The following is a 16,600-nucleotide window of genomic DNA, read 5'->3' as shown; positions in this document are numbered from 1 at the left end:
GGAAAAACTATGTTAAAAATAGAATAATCATATGACAAATTATCCTATGACAATCATTGATTGTCATAGGATAATTTCGTATAGTGAAGCCGAGGGAATTTGGCCAATTCTCACGAGAAGCAGGGGGATATTCTCGCATGGGGCTTGTCGGCTGGGGCGCTAAGCTCGCTTGGCAGGCAAAGCGGGGATATCTTGACGACATCTTCGAGGAGGATCCATGTCAGGAACCAGAAGCCCGCGAAGCGGGCTCACGAGAAGGGGTTTTCTCAAGGCGACGGGTGCTGCGGCAGGCGCGCTGGGCCTTGCGGGAGCTGCCGGCATGACCACGGCCGACAGCTGGCTCGCACCGACGCAGGCGCATGCCGAGCCGGAGGAGCGGGTGGGGTATACGTTCCACTATCGCCACTGCCAGTGCAACTGCCATCTGAAGTGCACGGTTCGCGATGGGCGCATGGTTTTGGTCGAACCGAACGAATGGCCCGACAAACGCAACGAAACCATCTGCCTGAAGGGCATTTCCGAGATTCAGCATACGTACAGCAAAGAGCGCCTGCAGGTTCCGCTCAAGCGCGTGGGCGAGCGTGGTGCGGGCGAGTTCGTCGAGATCACCTGGGACGAGGCGCTTGACACCATTGCCGAGAAGGTTAAAGAGACCCAGGAGAAATACGGGCCGGAGGCCATTGCCATCCAAACGGCCGTTGACTCGCTCACCACGTTCCTCCCCAAGCTGCTCAAGGGCCAAGAAAAACCCCACCGCGGAATCGATATCGGGCTGGGCAATGGCTTCTCTCCAGCGCTCGCCGAATCGGGTCAGCAGGGGGCCTCGTCGAACGAGGTGACCGATTGGAAGAACGCCAAGACCATCCTGAACGTGGGATGCAATATGCTGGAGACGTGCATGGTAACCGCGCGCTACTTCTTCGAGGCAAAGGAGGCGGGAGCCGAGATCATCACGCTCGATCCCAACTTCTGCACGACCGCCGAGAAGAGCACGCGATGGATTCCCATGGTCGCGGGAACCGATCCGGCTCTCTACCTGGGCATGATCACGATCATCTTGGACAACGAGTGGTACAACGCCCCGTATCTGAAAGCCAACACGAGCATGCCGTTCCTTGTGAAGCGTTCCGATGGGTCGCTGCTGCGGAAGAATCCCGTTGACGATATCAAGCAGTCCGGCTCCGACAATCCTTTCATGGTGTGGGACGAGGCTACAGGATCCTTGGCCGCCTATAATACCGAAGGCGTGAACCCTGCGCTTGAATATGAGGCGACTGTCGACGGAGAGACGTATGCCACGGTCTTCAAGCTGCTGAAAGAGGGCCAAAAGCAGTACACATCCTCTTGGGCTGCCGAAACGACGGGCATAGGCGAAGACGTGCTCGTTGAGATCACCGACAAGTACGCGAACCACGGTCCCTCGATCCTCTCCTTTGGCTTCGGCGGCGGTGAGAAATTCTACAATGCCGACGTCGCAGGTCATGCGGCGGTGTTGCTGGCTACGCTCGTCGGCTCGTTCGGAACCGGCATTCCCGGATGGGGAGCGGGCGCGTACGTGAACGCGTACCAGAAGATATTTGGTACGGGCAAGCTGGCCTCGTGGCCGTTGCCGACGGAGTGCAAGACCGCCTCGGCACCGAAGGCGAGCGTCGACTACCGCGACGAGAAGAGCGGCATCCGCTTCATGTGGGTGCAGAACGGCGCGTTCCAACAGATCGCCGGCAACCAGAATCGCACGAACGAGTGGGCGAAGACCCTCGATTTCGTTGTCGTGCAGGACATCTGGCATACGCCTTCGGTGGATTGGGCCGATATCGTTTTGCCGGTGTGCTCCCACTTCGAAGTTGACGAGGAAATCGGCTTCGTGCGCGCTCTACGCGGCCATGTCCTCTTGCAGCAGAAGGTGCTCGACCCCTTGTTCGAGAGCAAGACGGACTTCTGGATCGATCGCGAGATGGCCAAGCGTCTGGGATACGGGGATGCGCTTCCCGAGAGTCAGGAAGAGCTGACGCGCTTCCAGTTGGAAAAGGCGACCGACAAGGCGCTCGCCGGCATCACCCTCGACGAGGTCGTATCGCACAACGGCGTGGTCGCGCTGAAGAACCAACCGGATATCGCGCGCAGCTACGGCAACCAGACCTACAAGACGACATCGGGCAAGATCGACCTGTACTACGAGAACCTGGTGGAATACGGCCAAGCTCTTCCCCAATACGAAGCGCCTCATGAAGCGTTCGAGGGCAACCCCCTGCGGGACACATATCCGCTTGTCATGACGCAGCGTCGCTCCAAGTACTTCATCCACCAGAACCTCATGGACGCCTCGTGGCTGCGCCAGCATTACGAGCCGGCGCTCGAGATGAACCCCGTCGACATGGAGGCGCGCGGCCTGGAGTCCGGTGACGTGATCGAGGCGTTCAACGATCGTGGGTCGTTCCAATGCGCGTGTGTTGCCACCGAGGCGGTGCGTCCGGGGACGACGGTCATCGTCGAGGGCATTTGGAGCAAGTATATGACTGCCGGCGATTTGCAGAACGTTACCAACGACGCTGCGAACCCCCGTGGAAAAGCGCTCGCCAAGGGGAGGGTTACTCCCTTCAACGACACGCTTATCGAAGTGAAGAAAGCATAGGTGATCCTCATGACGCGATTGGCTATTGCCATCAACCTGGATCGTTGCACGGGGTGCAACACCTGCGCCATGGCGTGCAAGATGCAGAACAACGTTCCCATGGGCATGGCTTGGAACCGCGTGCTCAACGAAGAATGTGAGTTCGAGGTGGGCGTGCAGGGTACGTATCCCCATGTCTCGCGCGCGCATCTGCCCGTTGCCTGCCAGCATTGCGAGAACCCGGCATGCCTGCGCGTGTGTCCCACGGGTGCCACGTACAAGGACGACAAGGGCCGCGTGGAGATCGACTACGACAAGTGCATCGGCTGCCGCATGTGCATGGCGGCATGCCCGTACAACGCGCGTGTCTTCAACTGGAGCGAGCCGGTGCGCGACCCCGACTTCAACTACGGTGACAGGGATGTGCCGGTGCGGGGAAAGGGTGTTGTGGAGAAGTGCACGCTCTGCAAGGAGCGCACCGACCGCGGCGACGAGCCCATGTGCGTGAAATGCTGCCTTGCCAAAGCGCGTATCTTCGGTGACCTCGACGATCCCGAGAGCGAGATCTCGCGTGTCGTTCGCGAGCGGGGCGCCACTGTCCTGCTTCCCGAGCAGGGAACCCGCCCGCAAGTCCGTTACTTCAACTAAGGAGGAGGTGCGAACCATGCAAACCTCTACGAAAACCAAAGCCGCAATCGGCGTGCTCGGCGCGCTGACGGCGGTGGGAGTCGCCGCCTGGATCTACCAGCTCATGGGCGGCCTCGGCGTGACTGGCATGAACAACGGCACGTCGTGGGGCCTCTACATCACCATGTTCATGTTCTTCGTGGGCCTCTCCGCCGGCGGCCTGATCGTGGCATCGTCCGCCAGCGTGTTCCACGTGGCAGACTACAAAAAGGTGGCGCTTCCCGCCGTCATCCTGTCCACGGTGTGCATCTGCTGCGCCGGCATGTTCGTGCTCATCGACCTCGGCGGCATCCAGCGCGTGTGGCGCATCGTCACGGGGCCGAATCCGACGTCGCCGCTGTTCTGGGACATCTGCGTCATCACGCTGTACCTCGTCATCAACATCGTGTATCTGCGCTTCATGACGTCGAAGAAGCCGGGCGCGCAGGACAAGGTGGCCATCGTGTCGCGCTTCGCGCTTCCCGTCGCCATCCTCGTGCACTCCGTGACGGCGTGGATCTTCGGCCTCGAGATGGCGCGCGAAGGTTGGTACTCGGCCATCATGGCGCCGCTGTTCGTGGTGTCGGCCATGGACTCCGGCCTGGCGCTGCTCATACTGTCGCTCATGGGGCTCAACAAGTCCGGCCGCTTCAAAACCGACAAGAAACTGCTGTCGAACCTCGCCGGGCTCTTGGCGGTCTGCATCGCCGTCGACGGCTTCCTCGTGGGCTGCGAGGTGCTGACCATGGCGTACCCGGGCGCCGCCGGCGCCGAGACGCTCGCCATCATGGCGACGGGCGCCACCGCCCCGTTCTTCTGGTTCGAGATCGTAGTGGGCATCCTCATCCCGTTCTGCATCCTCGTGTTTGCGAAGAACCGCGCGCGCATGGGGCTGGTGGCCGCCGCCAGCGCGTGCGTGGTGGCGGGCGTGTTCTTCAAGCGCGTGTGGCTGCTGCTCACCTCGTTCGTCGAGTTCAACGTGATGGGCGCCCCCGGTGTGTCGCTCGGCACGACGGCGGCGCAGCAGGGCGGCACCGGCATGTGGTCCCTTGCCGGCTCGTATGCCCCCACCTGGGTGGAGATCGTCGTCGCCATCGGCGTGGTGTCCCTCGGCGTCCTCGCGTTCGTCGTGCTGGCGCAGAAGCTGCTGCCCGGGCGCGCGGGGGCGTGCGAAGCCGTCAACGTTGCAGCGGGAGAGGCCGCGTAGGCGCCTCGTGCTGAAAGGAGTTTTAGCATGTGCAAAAACATTCCCTGGAAAACCCTGTCCGAGGCCTATGCGTTTGTGGGGAACTCGCTGTTGAAGCCGATGACGATGACGTCGACGATAGGTTTGGATCCGGCATTCTGGGAGGCGTTCCCCGCGTTCGACGGCGCCGTGGCCCAGGCCGTGGAAGTTTGCGCATGCTATGCCGAAGAGGCCGGGCGTCGCGCCGAGGGAGGCGAGGACGGGCCGCAGCGCGCATCGGTGGAATACACGCGGCTGTTCGTCGGCCCGCCCTCGCCCGCGGCGGCGCCGTGGGAGACGATGTACCGCGGCAAGGATGTCACGGTGGGGTTCGGCCAGGCCACGTTCGAGATGCGCGAGTTGCTGCGCGAGGCCGGCCTTGAGGTGAGGAACGCCAACAACCAGTACGAGGATCACATGGGCATCGAGCTTCTGTACCTTTCGGAGCTATGCCGTCGCGAGGCCACGGGGGAGGGCGCTACCGAGTCGGCGGACATCGCCGCATTCATCGAGCAGCATCCGCTGGCGTGGATCGAGCCGTTCCTCGATCGCGTGTCCGAAGCGGCTCCCAACGGCTACTTCGCGGGCTTGCTCCTGGTGGCGCAACGGGTTCTCGAGCACCATGCGAGGCTTCTCGCGCGCTAGCGCTCGGACTGGTGTAGCCGACTCAACCTTTGAAGCTGCCGTTTTACATCATGCACGTCGCTTGGTTTTCGCGCGCTAAACGCAGAGAAGCCCGGCGGGCAATGCCTGCCGGGCTTCTCTGCATTCTTGTGGGTTGCGGGCCGCTTAGAACAGGAACGCCCCGTCCACGGTCATGGAGATGCAGTTGCCGTTGGGCTCGCATATCAGGCGCACGTTCGCAGTGGTCGGCGTGACGCCGTCGGCCCCCAGGATGGACACGTCGTTCACGTACTCGTAGCCGCCGCCTTCCTGGGGCGTCACGGTGGCGGTGGAGGTGTCGACGCTTTGGAACGTGTAGAACGTGTTGTTGGTGAACAGCGAGGGCATCTCGGCCTCGAGGGCGGCCACGGCCTGCTTCTGCGCCTCGGCGGCCGCGTCATTCTTCGGCTCCTGCTTCTTTGGCTCGTCGGTCTTCGGCTCGTCGGTCTCGGCTGGCTGGGTGCCCTCGTTCCCGCCCTCCTGGTCGGGCTGCACGGCGGGCAGCGTGAGGTCCCACGTGCCCTCGGTGGCGCCGTCGTTCCAGAACAGGCGCTCGGAGCCGTACCGGTCGTCGAACGTGAGCGTGCCCGACGCCTCCTCGCCAGCCGGCACGGCGATGATGCCGTCTTCGAACGACGAGTCCACTGGCGGCATGCCGAACGACAGCAGGCAGTCGGCCCTGAGCGTCTGCGGCAGCGTGTGGCTCCTCACGGTCACATGTGCGGTGAGCTTGCCGTCGGCGCGCTCGACGGACGCCACCGTTACCTCGTAGTCGCGCCAGACGGCCGTCTCGCCTATGGCCAGGGCCTTCAGCTTCTCGGCATCGGTGAGCGTGTAGCTGTAGCTGCTGGAGGCGGCTGCGGAGCTGCCGTCTGCCGGCACATTGGGCTCCTCGACTTCCGAGTTGCATCCCGACAGCATGAGCGTTGCGGCTACGACGCAGGCCGCGGTAGCGAGAGCCATCTTTTTGTTCACAACGTACCCCTTCGTCAAGAGCGAGCAGGCGGGCGGACGCGGACGCCCTGTAGGCCGACGCATGCGTTTGCGGGGCGTCGTGCCAGCCGTTTTCGGTTGAGCCGTATCATACCAGTTCGTAAAAGTTTCGTGCGCCTCTCATCGAAAGTGCATGGAGCCCGTCTTCGAAGACGTCTTGGCAGGCTCACGGGGCGTTTTGGGCTGCGGGCTTGCAAGGTGCCGGTATAGCAACCCGGATGAACGGCCTCGCATGCATGAAACCGGCTCGAAGGGACGAAGCGGCTGCTTCGGCGGGTTCTCGTGGGCGAGATCGGAGCCCATGGCATGGTTTTCGCGCGGAATCAAGCAGTCGGGGTCTCGTGAACAGGTGCTTCTCCGAAACAGCTCGCGCGCGGGCGCTGAAAACAAGCTATGGGCTGCGATCTCGTCCCTGTGCCAATTGGTCATGGTATAGCCGAACGGCAGAGAAGCTGGCAAGGGACCCGCCCGAGCGTCCTGTCCGGCCGATGCAAGCGCCCCCATGCCCTCTGCATGGCCTTTCGGCTTCCAGCGGCCGCAAGAGCATCGCGCCCGTGCGTCTTGAGGTCCGGTGATCCGCAAGCGCGCCGTTCTTCCGCTCCGCCCCGCCTTTCCTGCATTCCGCTCGGGCGTTCGGCTCCGGCGGCTGCGGGGCCGCGCCCTGTGCGCACCCTGCCCGGTTCCCGGCCTCCTGATTCCCGGCCCCGCATGGGCGCGCCTTCCTCCCGCTTGACCTCCGACGGCAAAATGACGAGACTGTGCAGCGCAGGAAGGACTCCACGGGAAGGCGCGCATGGACATTGCGGAACTCATAGGCTCGGCGTTCGCGGACGGGCAGGTGCTCACGGTGCCGTGGGGCATCGACTACTTCTCCGTGGTGGTGGGCGTGCTCACCGGCGCGCTGTTCGCGTGCGACCGCAAGCTGGATATCATCGGCACGGTGGTGCTGGGCCTGGTCACGGGCTACGGCGGCGGCATTATCCGCGATGTGCTGCTGCAGGACAAGGGCGTGTACTTCACGTCGCACCCCGACCTTATCCTGCTGTGCATCGTGCTGTGCGTGTTCGTGTTCTACTTCCGCGGGCTGTTCAAGCACCTCGACGCCATGGTGTTCTTCGCCGACGCGCTGTCGGTGGGCCTGTTCGCGCTCGCGGGCGCGTCGAAGGCCTACGCCTGTGGCGAGGGCTTCGTGCTCACCGTCATCCTGGGCGCCATCACGGCCGTGGGCGGCGGCGCCGTGCGCGACATCTGCGTGGGCGAGACGCCCGGCATCTTCCAGCAGTCGAACTTCTACGCGGTGGCGGGCCTGGGCGGCGCGCTGCTGTTCACCGTGCTTGCCTATGCGGGCGTGCCGCTCGTGGTGGCCGGCATCGCCTGCGTGTTCACGGTGGGCTTCCTGCGCTATTGGAGCGTGTACTTCGACTGGAAGACCCGCAGCGAGGCCGACCTCACCCCGCATGTGGCGCGCGGCGTGGGCAAGGCGAAGCGCGTGGTGTCGGGCGTGTTCCTGCAGGGCGGCGACCGCATCTCGGTGCGGCGGCAGCGCAGGCGCTCGCGCGTGCGGAAGGGGGATGGCCAGGGCGCGGCTAGGGAGGCGACTTGCGAGGACGAAGGTCCCGAGGATGCGGATCGCCGCAGCGGCGCGCGCAAGGGTGCGGATGGGGGAGACGGCGCGAGCTGATGTGCCGGACGCCGGGAAGGTGAACGTGAGGGCGAGACGTGCGGGCAAGCAGGCTGTCGCGAAGCGTTAGGCGGTTCCGCGTCGCGCTGAATGTGCGGAAACGATGTCGAAAACATCACCCTATGGGTTACTGATGAAAAATTCGGGGGGGGGGGGGGCATTTTTTGCCTTGACACTATGCTAGTATGGTGCTCTCAATTAAGGCGGCGGTACGCCGCAGGTTGCGATGGAGGCGAAAGCTGGCGATATGGGGAACCTGGCGTTCTTGCTAGTTGACAAGACCCGAGAGTTCGTGGAGGCCTGCTACGAGCGAGGAGACCTCGACGCTGCGCTGGCTTGCCTCGACCCTGTGCATACGACCTGCTACGGTTACGCCAGCGAGCTCCATGCCTTCGACACCGATGCCGTCGCTCGGCTCCTTGATGCCTCTTGCGCGTTCGCGCGCCGTATCGGGTCGCGCATCGTATCCCATGAATGCCATCTCTCCTATCGCAACGAGTCATGCGCCATCGTGCTGTCGAACCTGCGTACGCGGGCGACGAAGGGCGACGCGGGCGACGGGCCTTCCCGCGACGAGTATGTGCGCCGCCTGACGTTCGTGTATGCCCCCGACGGTGACGACTGGCGCATCGTCCACATGCACAGCTCGGCTCCCGATGCACCGCACAACCCGCTTGCTTCGCGCAGGATGACCGCGCGCGACGTGGGCGCGCTCGACCTCGATGCCGTGCTGTCGCAGGCCAAGGTCGAGCGGGAGCGCTACGAGATCGTCTCCGAGCTGTCGGACGACGTCATCTACGAATACGATGTGGCGCTCGACACGCTGTACCTGTTCTCGACCCGCTTCGGGGCAACCCCGGACATCAGGCGCAACAAGATCGTGGTGGAGCACTGCCTGGACACGCTCAACCCCGAGGGCTTCGTGCATCCCGACGACCGGGAGCGCTATGCCGCCGACGCGCATATGCTGTCGCAGGTCCAGCCCGAGCCCGGCACGGAGCACGACGCCTACGCCTACGTGTACCGCCTTCGCCCCGTGTTCTTCTTCGGCGGCTACAAGGGCGAGCGGGAGGGGTACGTGCACCAGCGCGTTATGGGCCGCCGCATCTACGACGCCGAGGGGCGGCTCGTGAGGTACGTGGGCAAGATCGTGGACGTGTCCGAGGAGTACGAGCTGCTGGAGCAATCCTCGATCGACGCGCTTACCAAGGCATACAACCGTTCTTACCTGCAGGGCCGCCTGCGCGAGTACTGCTCATCCAAGCAGCCCGACGTGTCCTACGCGTGTCTTCTGGCCGACGTGGACTACTTCAAGTCGGTCAACGACCAGTTCGGCCACCTGGTGGGCGACAACCTGCTCACGGCGTTCGTCGACACCGCCCGCACGCTTTTCCGATCGAGCGACATCGTGGCGCGCCTGGGGGGCGACGAGTTCATGGTGCTCATGCGCGACGTGTACGACCCGCGCGTTGCCATGGAGCGCTCGGAGGCCCTCATCGGCGCGTTCCGCGCCATGGCGGCCGACCGCGGTTTCCCGCATGACGTCAGCCTCAGCGTGGGCGTGGTGGTGGAGCGGGACCCGCATCCGTTCTCCGAGCTGTACCGCCGGGCCGACATCGCGCTCTACCGGGCGAAGGCCGAGGGGAAGAACCGCGCCGTTTCCTACCTGGAGGGCATGGCGTACCCGGAGGGCGGGACCTTGGCGAAGCCGGTGCCTCCGAACCCCCCGATGCCCTCGCCGGGCGATTGACGCAGTTTTTATCGAAGCCCCGCGCGTGCTGCGTGCCGCGTGGTACACTTTCCGCTTGACATCGAACCCGAAACGCGCAGCGCCGGCCCCGTGCCGCCTGCGGAAAGCGATTCCCATGGCAGATTACATCGAGGGCAAACGCCCCATCATCGAGGCGCTGCGCACGCAGGTGCCCATCAAGCGCATCCTGCTGGCCGACAATGCGAAGCGCGACGGCCTGGTGGAGGACATCTTGCGCAAGGCGAAGCATTTCGACGTGACCGTGACCACGGTGCCGCGCAAGACGCTGGACGACAAGTCCGAGCGCGGAAGCCACCAGGGCGTCATGGCGGAGACCAAGCCGCACGCCTACGTGGACATCACCGAGATCGAGCGGGCTGCCGAGGTTTATGCCGAGGGGAACGGGGGCCGCGCGCTCGTGGTCATCCTCGACCACCTCACCGACGCCGGCAACCTGGGCGCCATCGCCCGCAGCGCCGAGGCCGTGGGCGCGTGCGGCCTGGTCATTCCCAACAAGCGCAGCGCGAAGGTGGATGCCTCCACCTACAAGAGCTCGGCGGGCGCCATCGCGCACATGCCCGTGGCACAGGTGCCGAACCTCGTGCAGGTCATGGCACGCCTCAAGGAGCGCGGCTTCTGGGTGGCGGGAGCCAGCGAGCAGGCAGACGACGTGATCTGGCGCTCGAACCTGAAAGGCAAGATCGCCCTCGTCATGGGGAACGAATCCGAGGGCCTGTCCCGCGTGGTGAAGGAGAGCTGCGACTTCCTGGTGAAGCTGCCCCAGATGGGCGAGGTGGCCTCCCTGAACGTGGCGCAGGCCTCCACCGCCTGCATGTACGAGTGGCTCAGGCAGAACTACTAGAGTTCCGGCGGCCTGCCGGCCGCCGGAACGCAGCCGACATGCTGCGCCGCGAAGCAAGTCCCCGAAGGGGGCGGCCGGCCGTGGCACCCGGCCTTCGCACGATCCCGGGGGCTCGCGTACCGAAGTACGCTTCGCCCCCGCGATCCCGCGAATTCCGGGCACCACGGCCGCCCTCGCTGACTTACTGCGCCAACCTGGGCGGTTCGGCAACAGGACCAGCGCGGTAAAGTTCGCGCTCCGTGCGAATCGGATGGAAGCTAACGGGAGTCGAGAGCATTGCCCAAGCAACGCAAAAAACTGCTGATCGTGGACGGGTACAACGTGCTGCGGTCGGGGAGCCGCTACCGCGAGATCACGGGGCCCGACTACACCGATGACGCGTTCAACACGGCGCGCGAGCGCCTCATCAACGACGTGGTGAACTACGCCGGCCGCGACTGGCGCGCCATCATCGTGTTCGACGGCGGCCGCAACGAGTTCTCCACGGGCGAGGCCGAGAGCGTGGGTGGCGTGCGCATCATGTTCAGCCCGTCCGGCCAGTCGGCCGACAAGGTCATCGAGAAGCTCGCGCACGACGCGCGCGAGCGCCAGGTGGAGACGCTCGTGGTCACGAGCGACGCCACCATCCAGGACACCGTGTTCGGCTTCGGCGTGGACCGCATGAGCGCGAACGGCTTCAGCCTGGAGGTCGACCGCTACTACGACGACGCCCGCCTCGACGAGACCCCGAAGGTGGCCGAGAAGAATACCGTGGCCTCCCGCATCGACCCGTCCACCCTGGCGAAGCTCAAGGCTCTGCGCGACAGCACCCGCTGAGGCGTCCTGCCTCTCCTGCATGAGCGCCCCATGACAAATGTCATGGGTTTCGGCGCGCTTTGTCACAAAATCCCCTTTCACACAGGGAGGCAACCGGCGGTTGCGTAAAATGGTTACCAGAGATGCTGGTGCAACCAGCCACGCTACCGCACACTGGAGGGCGAGAAAGAGGTTCGCATGACGCCAACGCCGAGAAAGGGATCGTTCATGAACGTCGAAATCGCCCAACGCCTAGCCGAGATGAGGCGCGAGAAGGGCTTCAGCCAGGAAGAGCTGGCTGCGCGGCTGGGGTTGTCGCGCCAGGCCGTGTCGAAGTGGGAGCGCGCCGAGTCGTCGCCCGACACGGGCAACCTCATCGCGCTCGCCGACCTGTACGGCGTCACGCTCGACGAGCTCGTGCGCGTGGAGGCGGACATCGCCGACGACGTGACGTTCGAGTCGTCCGACCGTGCCGCCTCCGCCGAGGTCGAGGCGCGCGAGGCTGCCACGGCTGCCGCAGCAGCCGCCGCGACTGCCGCCGCCGCGGCTGCTGCGGCCCAGGCGGCAGCCCGTCCGGAAACCCGGCAATCGACGCAACCGGCCACGTCGCAAACGGCGTCCGCGCCGGCCCAGCAGTCGGCTCCTGCATCTGCTCCGCGGCAGTCGGCGGCATCGGCGACGGCCTGCCAGCCCGGCTCTCCCTTCCACGAGGCGGGTGCTCGCCCGGCAGCCCCATCCCAGCCGGACGCCGCGTCGGCGGCAGCGGGGTCGACCGGCCCCGCCCCGCATCCCTGCACCGGCGCGCCCGTGCCGCCTCCGCCGCACGGCTACGCGCCGGTGCAGCAACCCGGCTACGGCGCCTCCGTCCCGCCGCAGCAGCCGGCGGGCTCCTACGACGCGCCGGACGGACGCCGTCGCCACAGCCCGTGGATGACGTTCCCTTATCCCGTGCTGTGCGTCATCCTGTTCCTGCTCGTCGGGTTCCTCTTCGGGGCCTGGCATCCTGCCTGGGTGATCTTCCTCACCATCCCTCTGTACTACTGGATAGCCCGCATCATCGAGAACGACCCGAACTATCGGGCCGGGCGCCGGTAAGGGCGGGTGGTGAACATGACAAGGCTCACCCGGTCGTCGTATGTCAAGATAGCGCTCATCGTCTTGTTGGCCCTGCTGCTGTTTGCCGTGGCGGGCGTGGGGTCGATGCGCGGATGCTCGCAGGGAATCTACTTCGGAGGGGGAACGGAAATGGGCAATGCAAGCGTGGACGCGAACGGCGTGAAGAACCTGTCCGTCAGCTGGGCGGCCGGCTCGGTGGACATCTCGGTGGTCGACGACGGGGCAGGCGACGTTATCGAGCTCGTGGAAACGGCCCCCACCGGTCTTACGAAGGCGCAGCAGATGCGCTGGAGCGTGTCCGGCGGCACGCTCAAGGTGGATTACGGCAGCTGGTGGTCGTGTTTCGCGCTGGGGCAGAAGCGCCTCGAGGTGCGCATCCCCGAGCGTTACGCGAAAAGCCTCGGCACCGTGACCGTCGACGGCGCGTCGGGCTACTACCGAGTGGCCGGCATCGGCTGCGACACGCTCCGGTTCAAGCTGGCGTCGGGCGAGATCGACGCAGACGGCCTCGCCGCCGCCTCGCTCGACGTGGACGTGGCCAGCGGCCAGGTGCGCGCCGAGGGCTCGTTCTCCGAGCGCGTGAGCACGAAGACGGCGTCGGGCCAGCTGGACGTCGTCTGCCAGGGCGTGGCCCCGAGGCAGGTGGACTCGGATCTGGCCAGCGGCCAGGTGAGTGTGGCCCTGCCTGCCGACACGGGCTTCACGGCCAAGGTCAGCAAGGCGTCGGGCAGCTTCTCCAGCGCCTTCGAGACCATGCAGCAAGGCGGCTCGTACGTGCACGGCGACGGCTCCACCGCCATAAAGGTGCATCTGGCCAGCGGCGACTTCAGGGTGGAGAAGGCATAGCAAGGCAGGTGCCGGACTCATCGCCTGGCCCTCCGGGGCCTTGCGCTGCGGCTGGCATCCCACCAGCCCGTCCCTCAGGCCGGGTCTGGGCCGGCCACGCACGGCGAGGCGCCCTCGCGCTTGGCGCGGTAGAGCGCCTCGTCGCTCTTTCTGATGAGGGCGTCGATGGGCAGCCCTGGGTCGTCGGTGGCGGCTATGCCGGCGCTCGCCGTGACCGCCCAGGCGTTCCCGTCTGCCGCGGACTCGTGCGCGAGCTCCGCGAGCAGCGCGCGCACGGTCGCCTCCGTCCGCTCGGTCGACCGCTCTCCCATGAGCGCTACCACGAACTCGTCGCCGCCCCAGCGCACCACGAACCCGTCGGGAAACGCCTCCCGCAGCATCTTCGCCGTCATGCCGAGTGCCGCGTCGCCGGCCGCATGGCCGTAGCGGTCGTTGATGTTCTTGAAATCGTCCAGGTCGAACGTGATGAGCGTGACCGGCTGGTTGCCGCGATGCTCCTCCACGTGCTCGTAGAAGTAGCGCCGGTTGTACAGCCCGGTCAGGTAGTCGGTGCGTGCGGCGGCTATCACGCGCTGCTCGAGTTTCCGCTCGTTCGTCACGTCGCGGTAGATGCGCAGCACCCCTGTCGCGTTGCCGAACACGTCGAGGATGGCGCGCTCGTTGACCTCGAACGTCTTCGACTCCCCGCGGATGGATGCCGTGAAGAAGGACGAATCCTCGAAATCGTTCGCGTCCACCACGGCATCGCCCAGCACGATGCGCCGCCAGCGGTCGAAGTTGCCGCCTACCACGCGCTCGCGTCTTACGTCGAAATAGTCCTCGGCGCGCTCGTTGATGTTGACGATGGCGCCCTCGTTGTCGAGCACCACGACGGCGTAGGGCATCGAGTCGATGAATATCTCCAGCTCGGTCCTGATGTTTCCCAGGTCCGTCACATCGTGGGCCACGCCGACAGTGCCCATGACGGAGCCGTCGTAGTCTATGAGCGGCGTCTTGTACGTCTTGAACTGGCGCATGCCGCCTCTCGTCTTCACCTGCTCGTCGAACAGGAGCGTCGTGTTCGAGCGCATGGTCTCCTCCTCGGATTCCAGGCACACGAACTCGCCCTGCGCGTACTCGTCGGGCGTGATGTCCCATATATAGTAGTGTCCTCGGCCTTCCACCTGGTCCTTCGTCTTGCCCACCGTCTCGCAGAACGCGTCGTTCACCTTGAGGTGGGCGCCGTGCGCGTCCTTGAACCACACGAGCTCGGGGATGGAGTCGATGGCGGTGTCGAGGTACTGCTGCGCGAGGGCCAGGTCGGCGTCGCGCTTCGCCGACCGTTGCAGCCGGGCGAGCTCGAATGCGGCCCGCGTCCCGTCGAGCGGGCCCGTCCACAGCGCGTCGATCACCCGGTAGTCCTCCGGCGTCCAGCGCGCTGCCTCGGCGGCGTCGGCTACGACCGCCACGGCGCTGTAGAACGTGTCGAGCCGCTCGCGCCGTCTCGCCGCGAGGTCCGCAAGGCAGCGCGACGGCCGGGCCCCGCCCGGCGAGCCGGCGAAGAGCCGCAGGTCGACGACCGCGATGTCGCAGCTGCAGAATGCCTCGCCGTCCACAGTGGGGAAGGCCTCGACTGCATGCTCGAACCGATCGAGGGGCGCCGCGCGGCGCAGGGCCTCCTCCACGGGCGGCTCGATGCCGAACAGGTTGATGCGCAGCGTCTTGCGGTACATGGCAGGACCTTTCTACGGTTGGTTGACAGTGTACCCCCTTTCGCCGCCTCGTGGGGGCGGGAAGGGTGCCGGTGGCCGTTGCGAACTTGAGGCTGTTCCCCCGGGGTGCATTCGTCTACACTAGGGTGCCGGTGCCCGCCGGCACCGTTGAGGAGAAACCCCGAGGAAAGTGATCCATGGAATACAGAACGCTGCAGCTTGCCGACAAAGACGCCGTCGATCAGGTGCTTGCCCCGCTCGGGCGCAACGACTCCGCGCTCGGGTTCGCCAACCTGTACTCGCTTACGGAGAAGTACGGCACGGAGGTTCGCCTCGAGGGGCGCGCGCTGCACGTGCGCCAGACCCGCCGGCTTCCGGGGGCCGTGGCATACTACCCGCCGCTCGGCGGGAAGGACGTCGTCGCCGATGCCGGCCGCCTGCTGGAGGAGGCGGCCCGGACGGGGGAGCGGCCCGTGCTCGTGGGCGTCACTCCCTCGCAGCGCCAGCGCCTCGAGGAGGCGCTGTCCGGCATGTTCGCATTTTCCACCGACCGCGCCTTCGCCGACTACCTCTACCGCACTCGGGACATCGCCGCCTACGCGGGTCCGGCGCTCGCGAAGAAGCGCCGCGAGACGAACAAGTTCTTCCAGCTCTACGGCGATGAGGTGTCCTTCGAGCCCATTGTCCCCGCCTGCCTCGATGAGCTGCGCGCGTTCCAGCAGGCCTGGCACGACGGGAGCCGCCGCCGCGGCACCGAGGAGCACCCCCTGGAGTTGGAACACCGCAAGATCGCGCTCGACCTGGACCATTTCGAGGCCTTGGGCCTGGAGGGCATCCTGCTGCGCATCGCCGGCGACGTGCAGGGCTACGCCTACGGGTCCCTCCTGCCTGGCGGCGCCTTCGACGTCATGGTGCTCAAGGGCAACCTGGACTTCCGCTATATCTGGCGCGCCCTCCTGCGCGAGCTGGCCCGCACCGTGGCCCCCCGCGCCGAGTACCTCAACCTTGAGGAGGACCTGGGCCTTCCCGGCCTGCGCGAGAACAAGCTGAGCTACCAGCCCTGCGAGTTGCTGGAGCGCTACCAGGCAACCCCGGCGGACGAGGCGGCGCAGTGCTCCGGGTAGGCTGCGTCCTGCCGATTTCGCGGTGCGCCGCGGGTCGTATTCCGCTTCAAGCCGCATCCTGCTTGATCTCACGCCATCGCACGGGGCGCCCATTAGAGAAGGCGGAACGTGCGGTCGCGAGCGCATGTCGGCCCAGAGGCTGTCAAGCGTCAATAACGGACCGGTTTGGCAATCGACCACAGCGTGCTCCTCTGGCTTACAGCGCTCATCTGCTATCTGAACTGGTGAAACTTTAAAAGGCTTGAAAAGCGTCTGCGATTTGCAAGCGAAACGATAGGGTCGAGATTGCCAAACCGTCCATATTTTGGCAAAACCCGCCGAAAAAGAGGACACCTCGTGCAGAAGCTCCCGCACGGCGCGAAGACGCCCCGCCGGCCGGCCGCACGCGAGCGGAAACGCCCCTCCCGTCAGCCGGCCGCATGCGCGCAGAGACACCTCGTACAGAAGCTCCCGCACAGCGCTGAGACACCCCGCTGGCCGGCCACATACGCGCAGAGACGCCCCTATCAGTGAATCGCCGGCCGATTGCTCGCGTGCAGGGGACCGCCCCGGCGCATGCGGTCACCTCCCCCCGAGT

The 16,600-nt window shown here is 65.5% G+C and carries 13 protein-coding genes; 11 read left to right on the top strand and 2 right to left on the bottom strand.

The annotated features are described in order from the left end of the window. The first annotated feature begins 217 nt into the window (after nucleotides 1–217). The 4 genes from LB310_RS00695 to LB310_RS00680 are packed head-to-tail and all read left to right on the top strand — an operon-like array spanning nucleotide 218 to nucleotide 5,147. Nucleotides 218–2,632, top strand: a complete 2,415-nt coding sequence (locus tag LB310_RS00695; protein WP_301154041.1) for a molybdopterin-dependent oxidoreductase — start codon at nucleotides 218–220, stop codon at nucleotides 2,630–2,632. Nucleotides 2,633–2,641: 9 nt separating this feature from the next. After that, nucleotides 2,642–3,259 (top strand): 4Fe-4S dicluster domain-containing protein, encoded by a 618-nt coding sequence (locus tag LB310_RS00690; RefSeq protein ID WP_087191292.1) that lies wholly within the window; start codon nucleotides 2,642–2,644, stop codon nucleotides 3,257–3,259. A gap of 16 nt (nucleotides 3,260–3,275) precedes the next feature. Beyond that, entirely contained in the window at nucleotides 3,276–4,484 is a 1,209-nt protein-coding gene (gene nrfD, locus LB310_RS00685) for an NrfD/PsrC family molybdoenzyme membrane anchor subunit (RefSeq protein WP_087191281.1), read from the top strand. Between the two features lie 27 nt (nucleotides 4,485–4,511). After that, nucleotides 4,512–5,147, top strand: a complete 636-nt coding sequence (locus LB310_RS00680; protein ID WP_087191282.1) for a molecular chaperone — start codon at nucleotides 4,512–4,514, stop codon at nucleotides 5,145–5,147. 144 nt (nucleotides 5,148–5,291) lie between these two features. On the opposite strand, the gene LB310_RS00675 is transcribed toward LB310_RS00680, so the two are convergent. Beyond that, complete coding sequence (locus LB310_RS00675; RefSeq protein WP_087191283.1) at nucleotides 5,292–6,140, bottom strand: hypothetical protein; 849 nt, start codon at nucleotides 6,138–6,140, stop codon at nucleotides 5,292–5,294. A gap of 811 nt (nucleotides 6,141–6,951) precedes the next feature. Between LB310_RS00675 and LB310_RS00670 the strand changes: the two genes are divergently transcribed. From LB310_RS00670 to LB310_RS00645, 6 genes are all read left to right on the top strand, one after another. Next, nucleotides 6,952–7,839: a trimeric intracellular cation channel family protein gene (locus LB310_RS00670; RefSeq protein ID WP_087191284.1), complete on the top strand. Its 888-nt coding sequence runs from the start codon at nucleotides 6,952–6,954 to the stop codon at nucleotides 7,837–7,839. A gap of 247 nt (nucleotides 7,840–8,086) precedes the next feature. Then, a complete protein-coding gene (locus LB310_RS00665) occupies nucleotides 8,087–9,589 on the top strand; it encodes a diguanylate cyclase (protein WP_162611527.1) in 1,503 nt (500 codons plus the stop codon). Between the two features lie 115 nt (nucleotides 9,590–9,704). After that, nucleotides 9,705–10,451, top strand: coding sequence for a 23S rRNA (guanosine(2251)-2'-O)-methyltransferase RlmB (gene rlmB, locus LB310_RS00660; protein ID WP_087191065.1), 747 nt, complete (start codon nucleotides 9,705–9,707; stop codon nucleotides 10,449–10,451). Between the two features lie 276 nt (nucleotides 10,452–10,727). After that, a complete protein-coding gene (locus LB310_RS00655) occupies nucleotides 10,728–11,267 on the top strand; it encodes an NYN domain-containing protein (protein WP_087191066.1) in 540 nt (179 codons plus the stop codon). A gap of 207 nt (nucleotides 11,268–11,474) precedes the next feature. Then, entirely contained in the window at nucleotides 11,475–12,341 is an 867-nt protein-coding gene (locus LB310_RS00650) for a helix-turn-helix transcriptional regulator (protein ID WP_087191067.1), read from the top strand. A gap of 15 nt (nucleotides 12,342–12,356) precedes the next feature. Then, nucleotides 12,357–13,208 carry a DUF4097 family beta strand repeat-containing protein gene (locus LB310_RS00645; RefSeq protein ID WP_087191139.1) on the top strand — a complete coding sequence of 284 codons (852 nt, stop codon included), beginning with the start codon at nucleotides 12,357–12,359 and terminating at the stop codon, nucleotides 13,206–13,208. A gap of 74 nt (nucleotides 13,209–13,282) precedes the next feature. Here LB310_RS00645 and LB310_RS00640 read toward each other — a convergent pair whose 3' ends face one another. After that, nucleotides 13,283–14,920, bottom strand: coding sequence for a diguanylate cyclase (locus LB310_RS00640; protein ID WP_087191068.1), 1,638 nt, complete (start codon nucleotides 14,918–14,920; stop codon nucleotides 13,283–13,285). A gap of 176 nt (nucleotides 14,921–15,096) precedes the next feature. Here LB310_RS00640 and LB310_RS00635 point away from each other — a divergent pair, with 176 nt between their 5' ends. After that, entirely contained in the window at nucleotides 15,097–16,023 is a 927-nt protein-coding gene (locus LB310_RS00635; RefSeq protein WP_301154035.1) for a DUF2156 domain-containing protein, read from the top strand. Nucleotides 16,024–16,600: the final 577 nt, after the last annotated feature.

It is taken from the genome of Gordonibacter sp. RACS_AR49, from assembly GCF_030418435.1.
GTDB lineage: Bacteria > Actinomycetota > Coriobacteriia > Coriobacteriales > Eggerthellaceae > Gordonibacter > Gordonibacter urolithinfaciens.
The sequence above is the reverse complement of the archived record's forward strand: the minus strand, read 5'-3'. Positions and strand labels throughout refer to the sequence as shown.

Coding starts and splice junctions, on each gene's coding strand:
- LB310_RS00695 (WP_301154041.1), top strand. CDS start 218: ATGTCAGGAACCAGAAGCCCGCGAAGCGGGCTCACGAGAAGGGGTTTT.
- LB310_RS00690 (WP_087191292.1), top strand. CDS start 2,642: ATGACGCGATTGGCTATTGCCATCAACCTGGATCGTTGCACGGGGTGC.
- nrfD (WP_087191281.1), top strand. CDS start 3,276: ATGCAAACCTCTACGAAAACCAAAGCCGCAATCGGCGTGCTCGGCGCG.
- LB310_RS00680 (WP_087191282.1), top strand. CDS start 4,512: ATGTGCAAAAACATTCCCTGGAAAACCCTGTCCGAGGCCTATGCGTTT.
- LB310_RS00670 (WP_087191284.1), top strand. CDS start 6,952: ATGGACATTGCGGAACTCATAGGCTCGGCGTTCGCGGACGGGCAGGTG.
- LB310_RS00665 (WP_162611527.1), top strand. CDS start 8,087: ATGGGGAACCTGGCGTTCTTGCTAGTTGACAAGACCCGAGAGTTCGTG.
- rlmB (WP_087191065.1), top strand. CDS start 9,705: ATGGCAGATTACATCGAGGGCAAACGCCCCATCATCGAGGCGCTGCGC.
- LB310_RS00650 (WP_087191067.1), top strand. CDS start 11,475: ATGAACGTCGAAATCGCCCAACGCCTAGCCGAGATGAGGCGCGAGAAG.
- LB310_RS00645 (WP_087191139.1), top strand. CDS start 12,357: ATGACAAGGCTCACCCGGTCGTCGTATGTCAAGATAGCGCTCATCGTC.
- LB310_RS00640 (WP_087191068.1), bottom strand. CDS start 14,920: ATGTACCGCAAGACGCTGCGCATCAACCTGTTCGGCATCGAGCCGCCC.
- LB310_RS00635 (WP_301154035.1), top strand. CDS start 15,097: ATGGAATACAGAACGCTGCAGCTTGCCGACAAAGACGCCGTCGATCAG.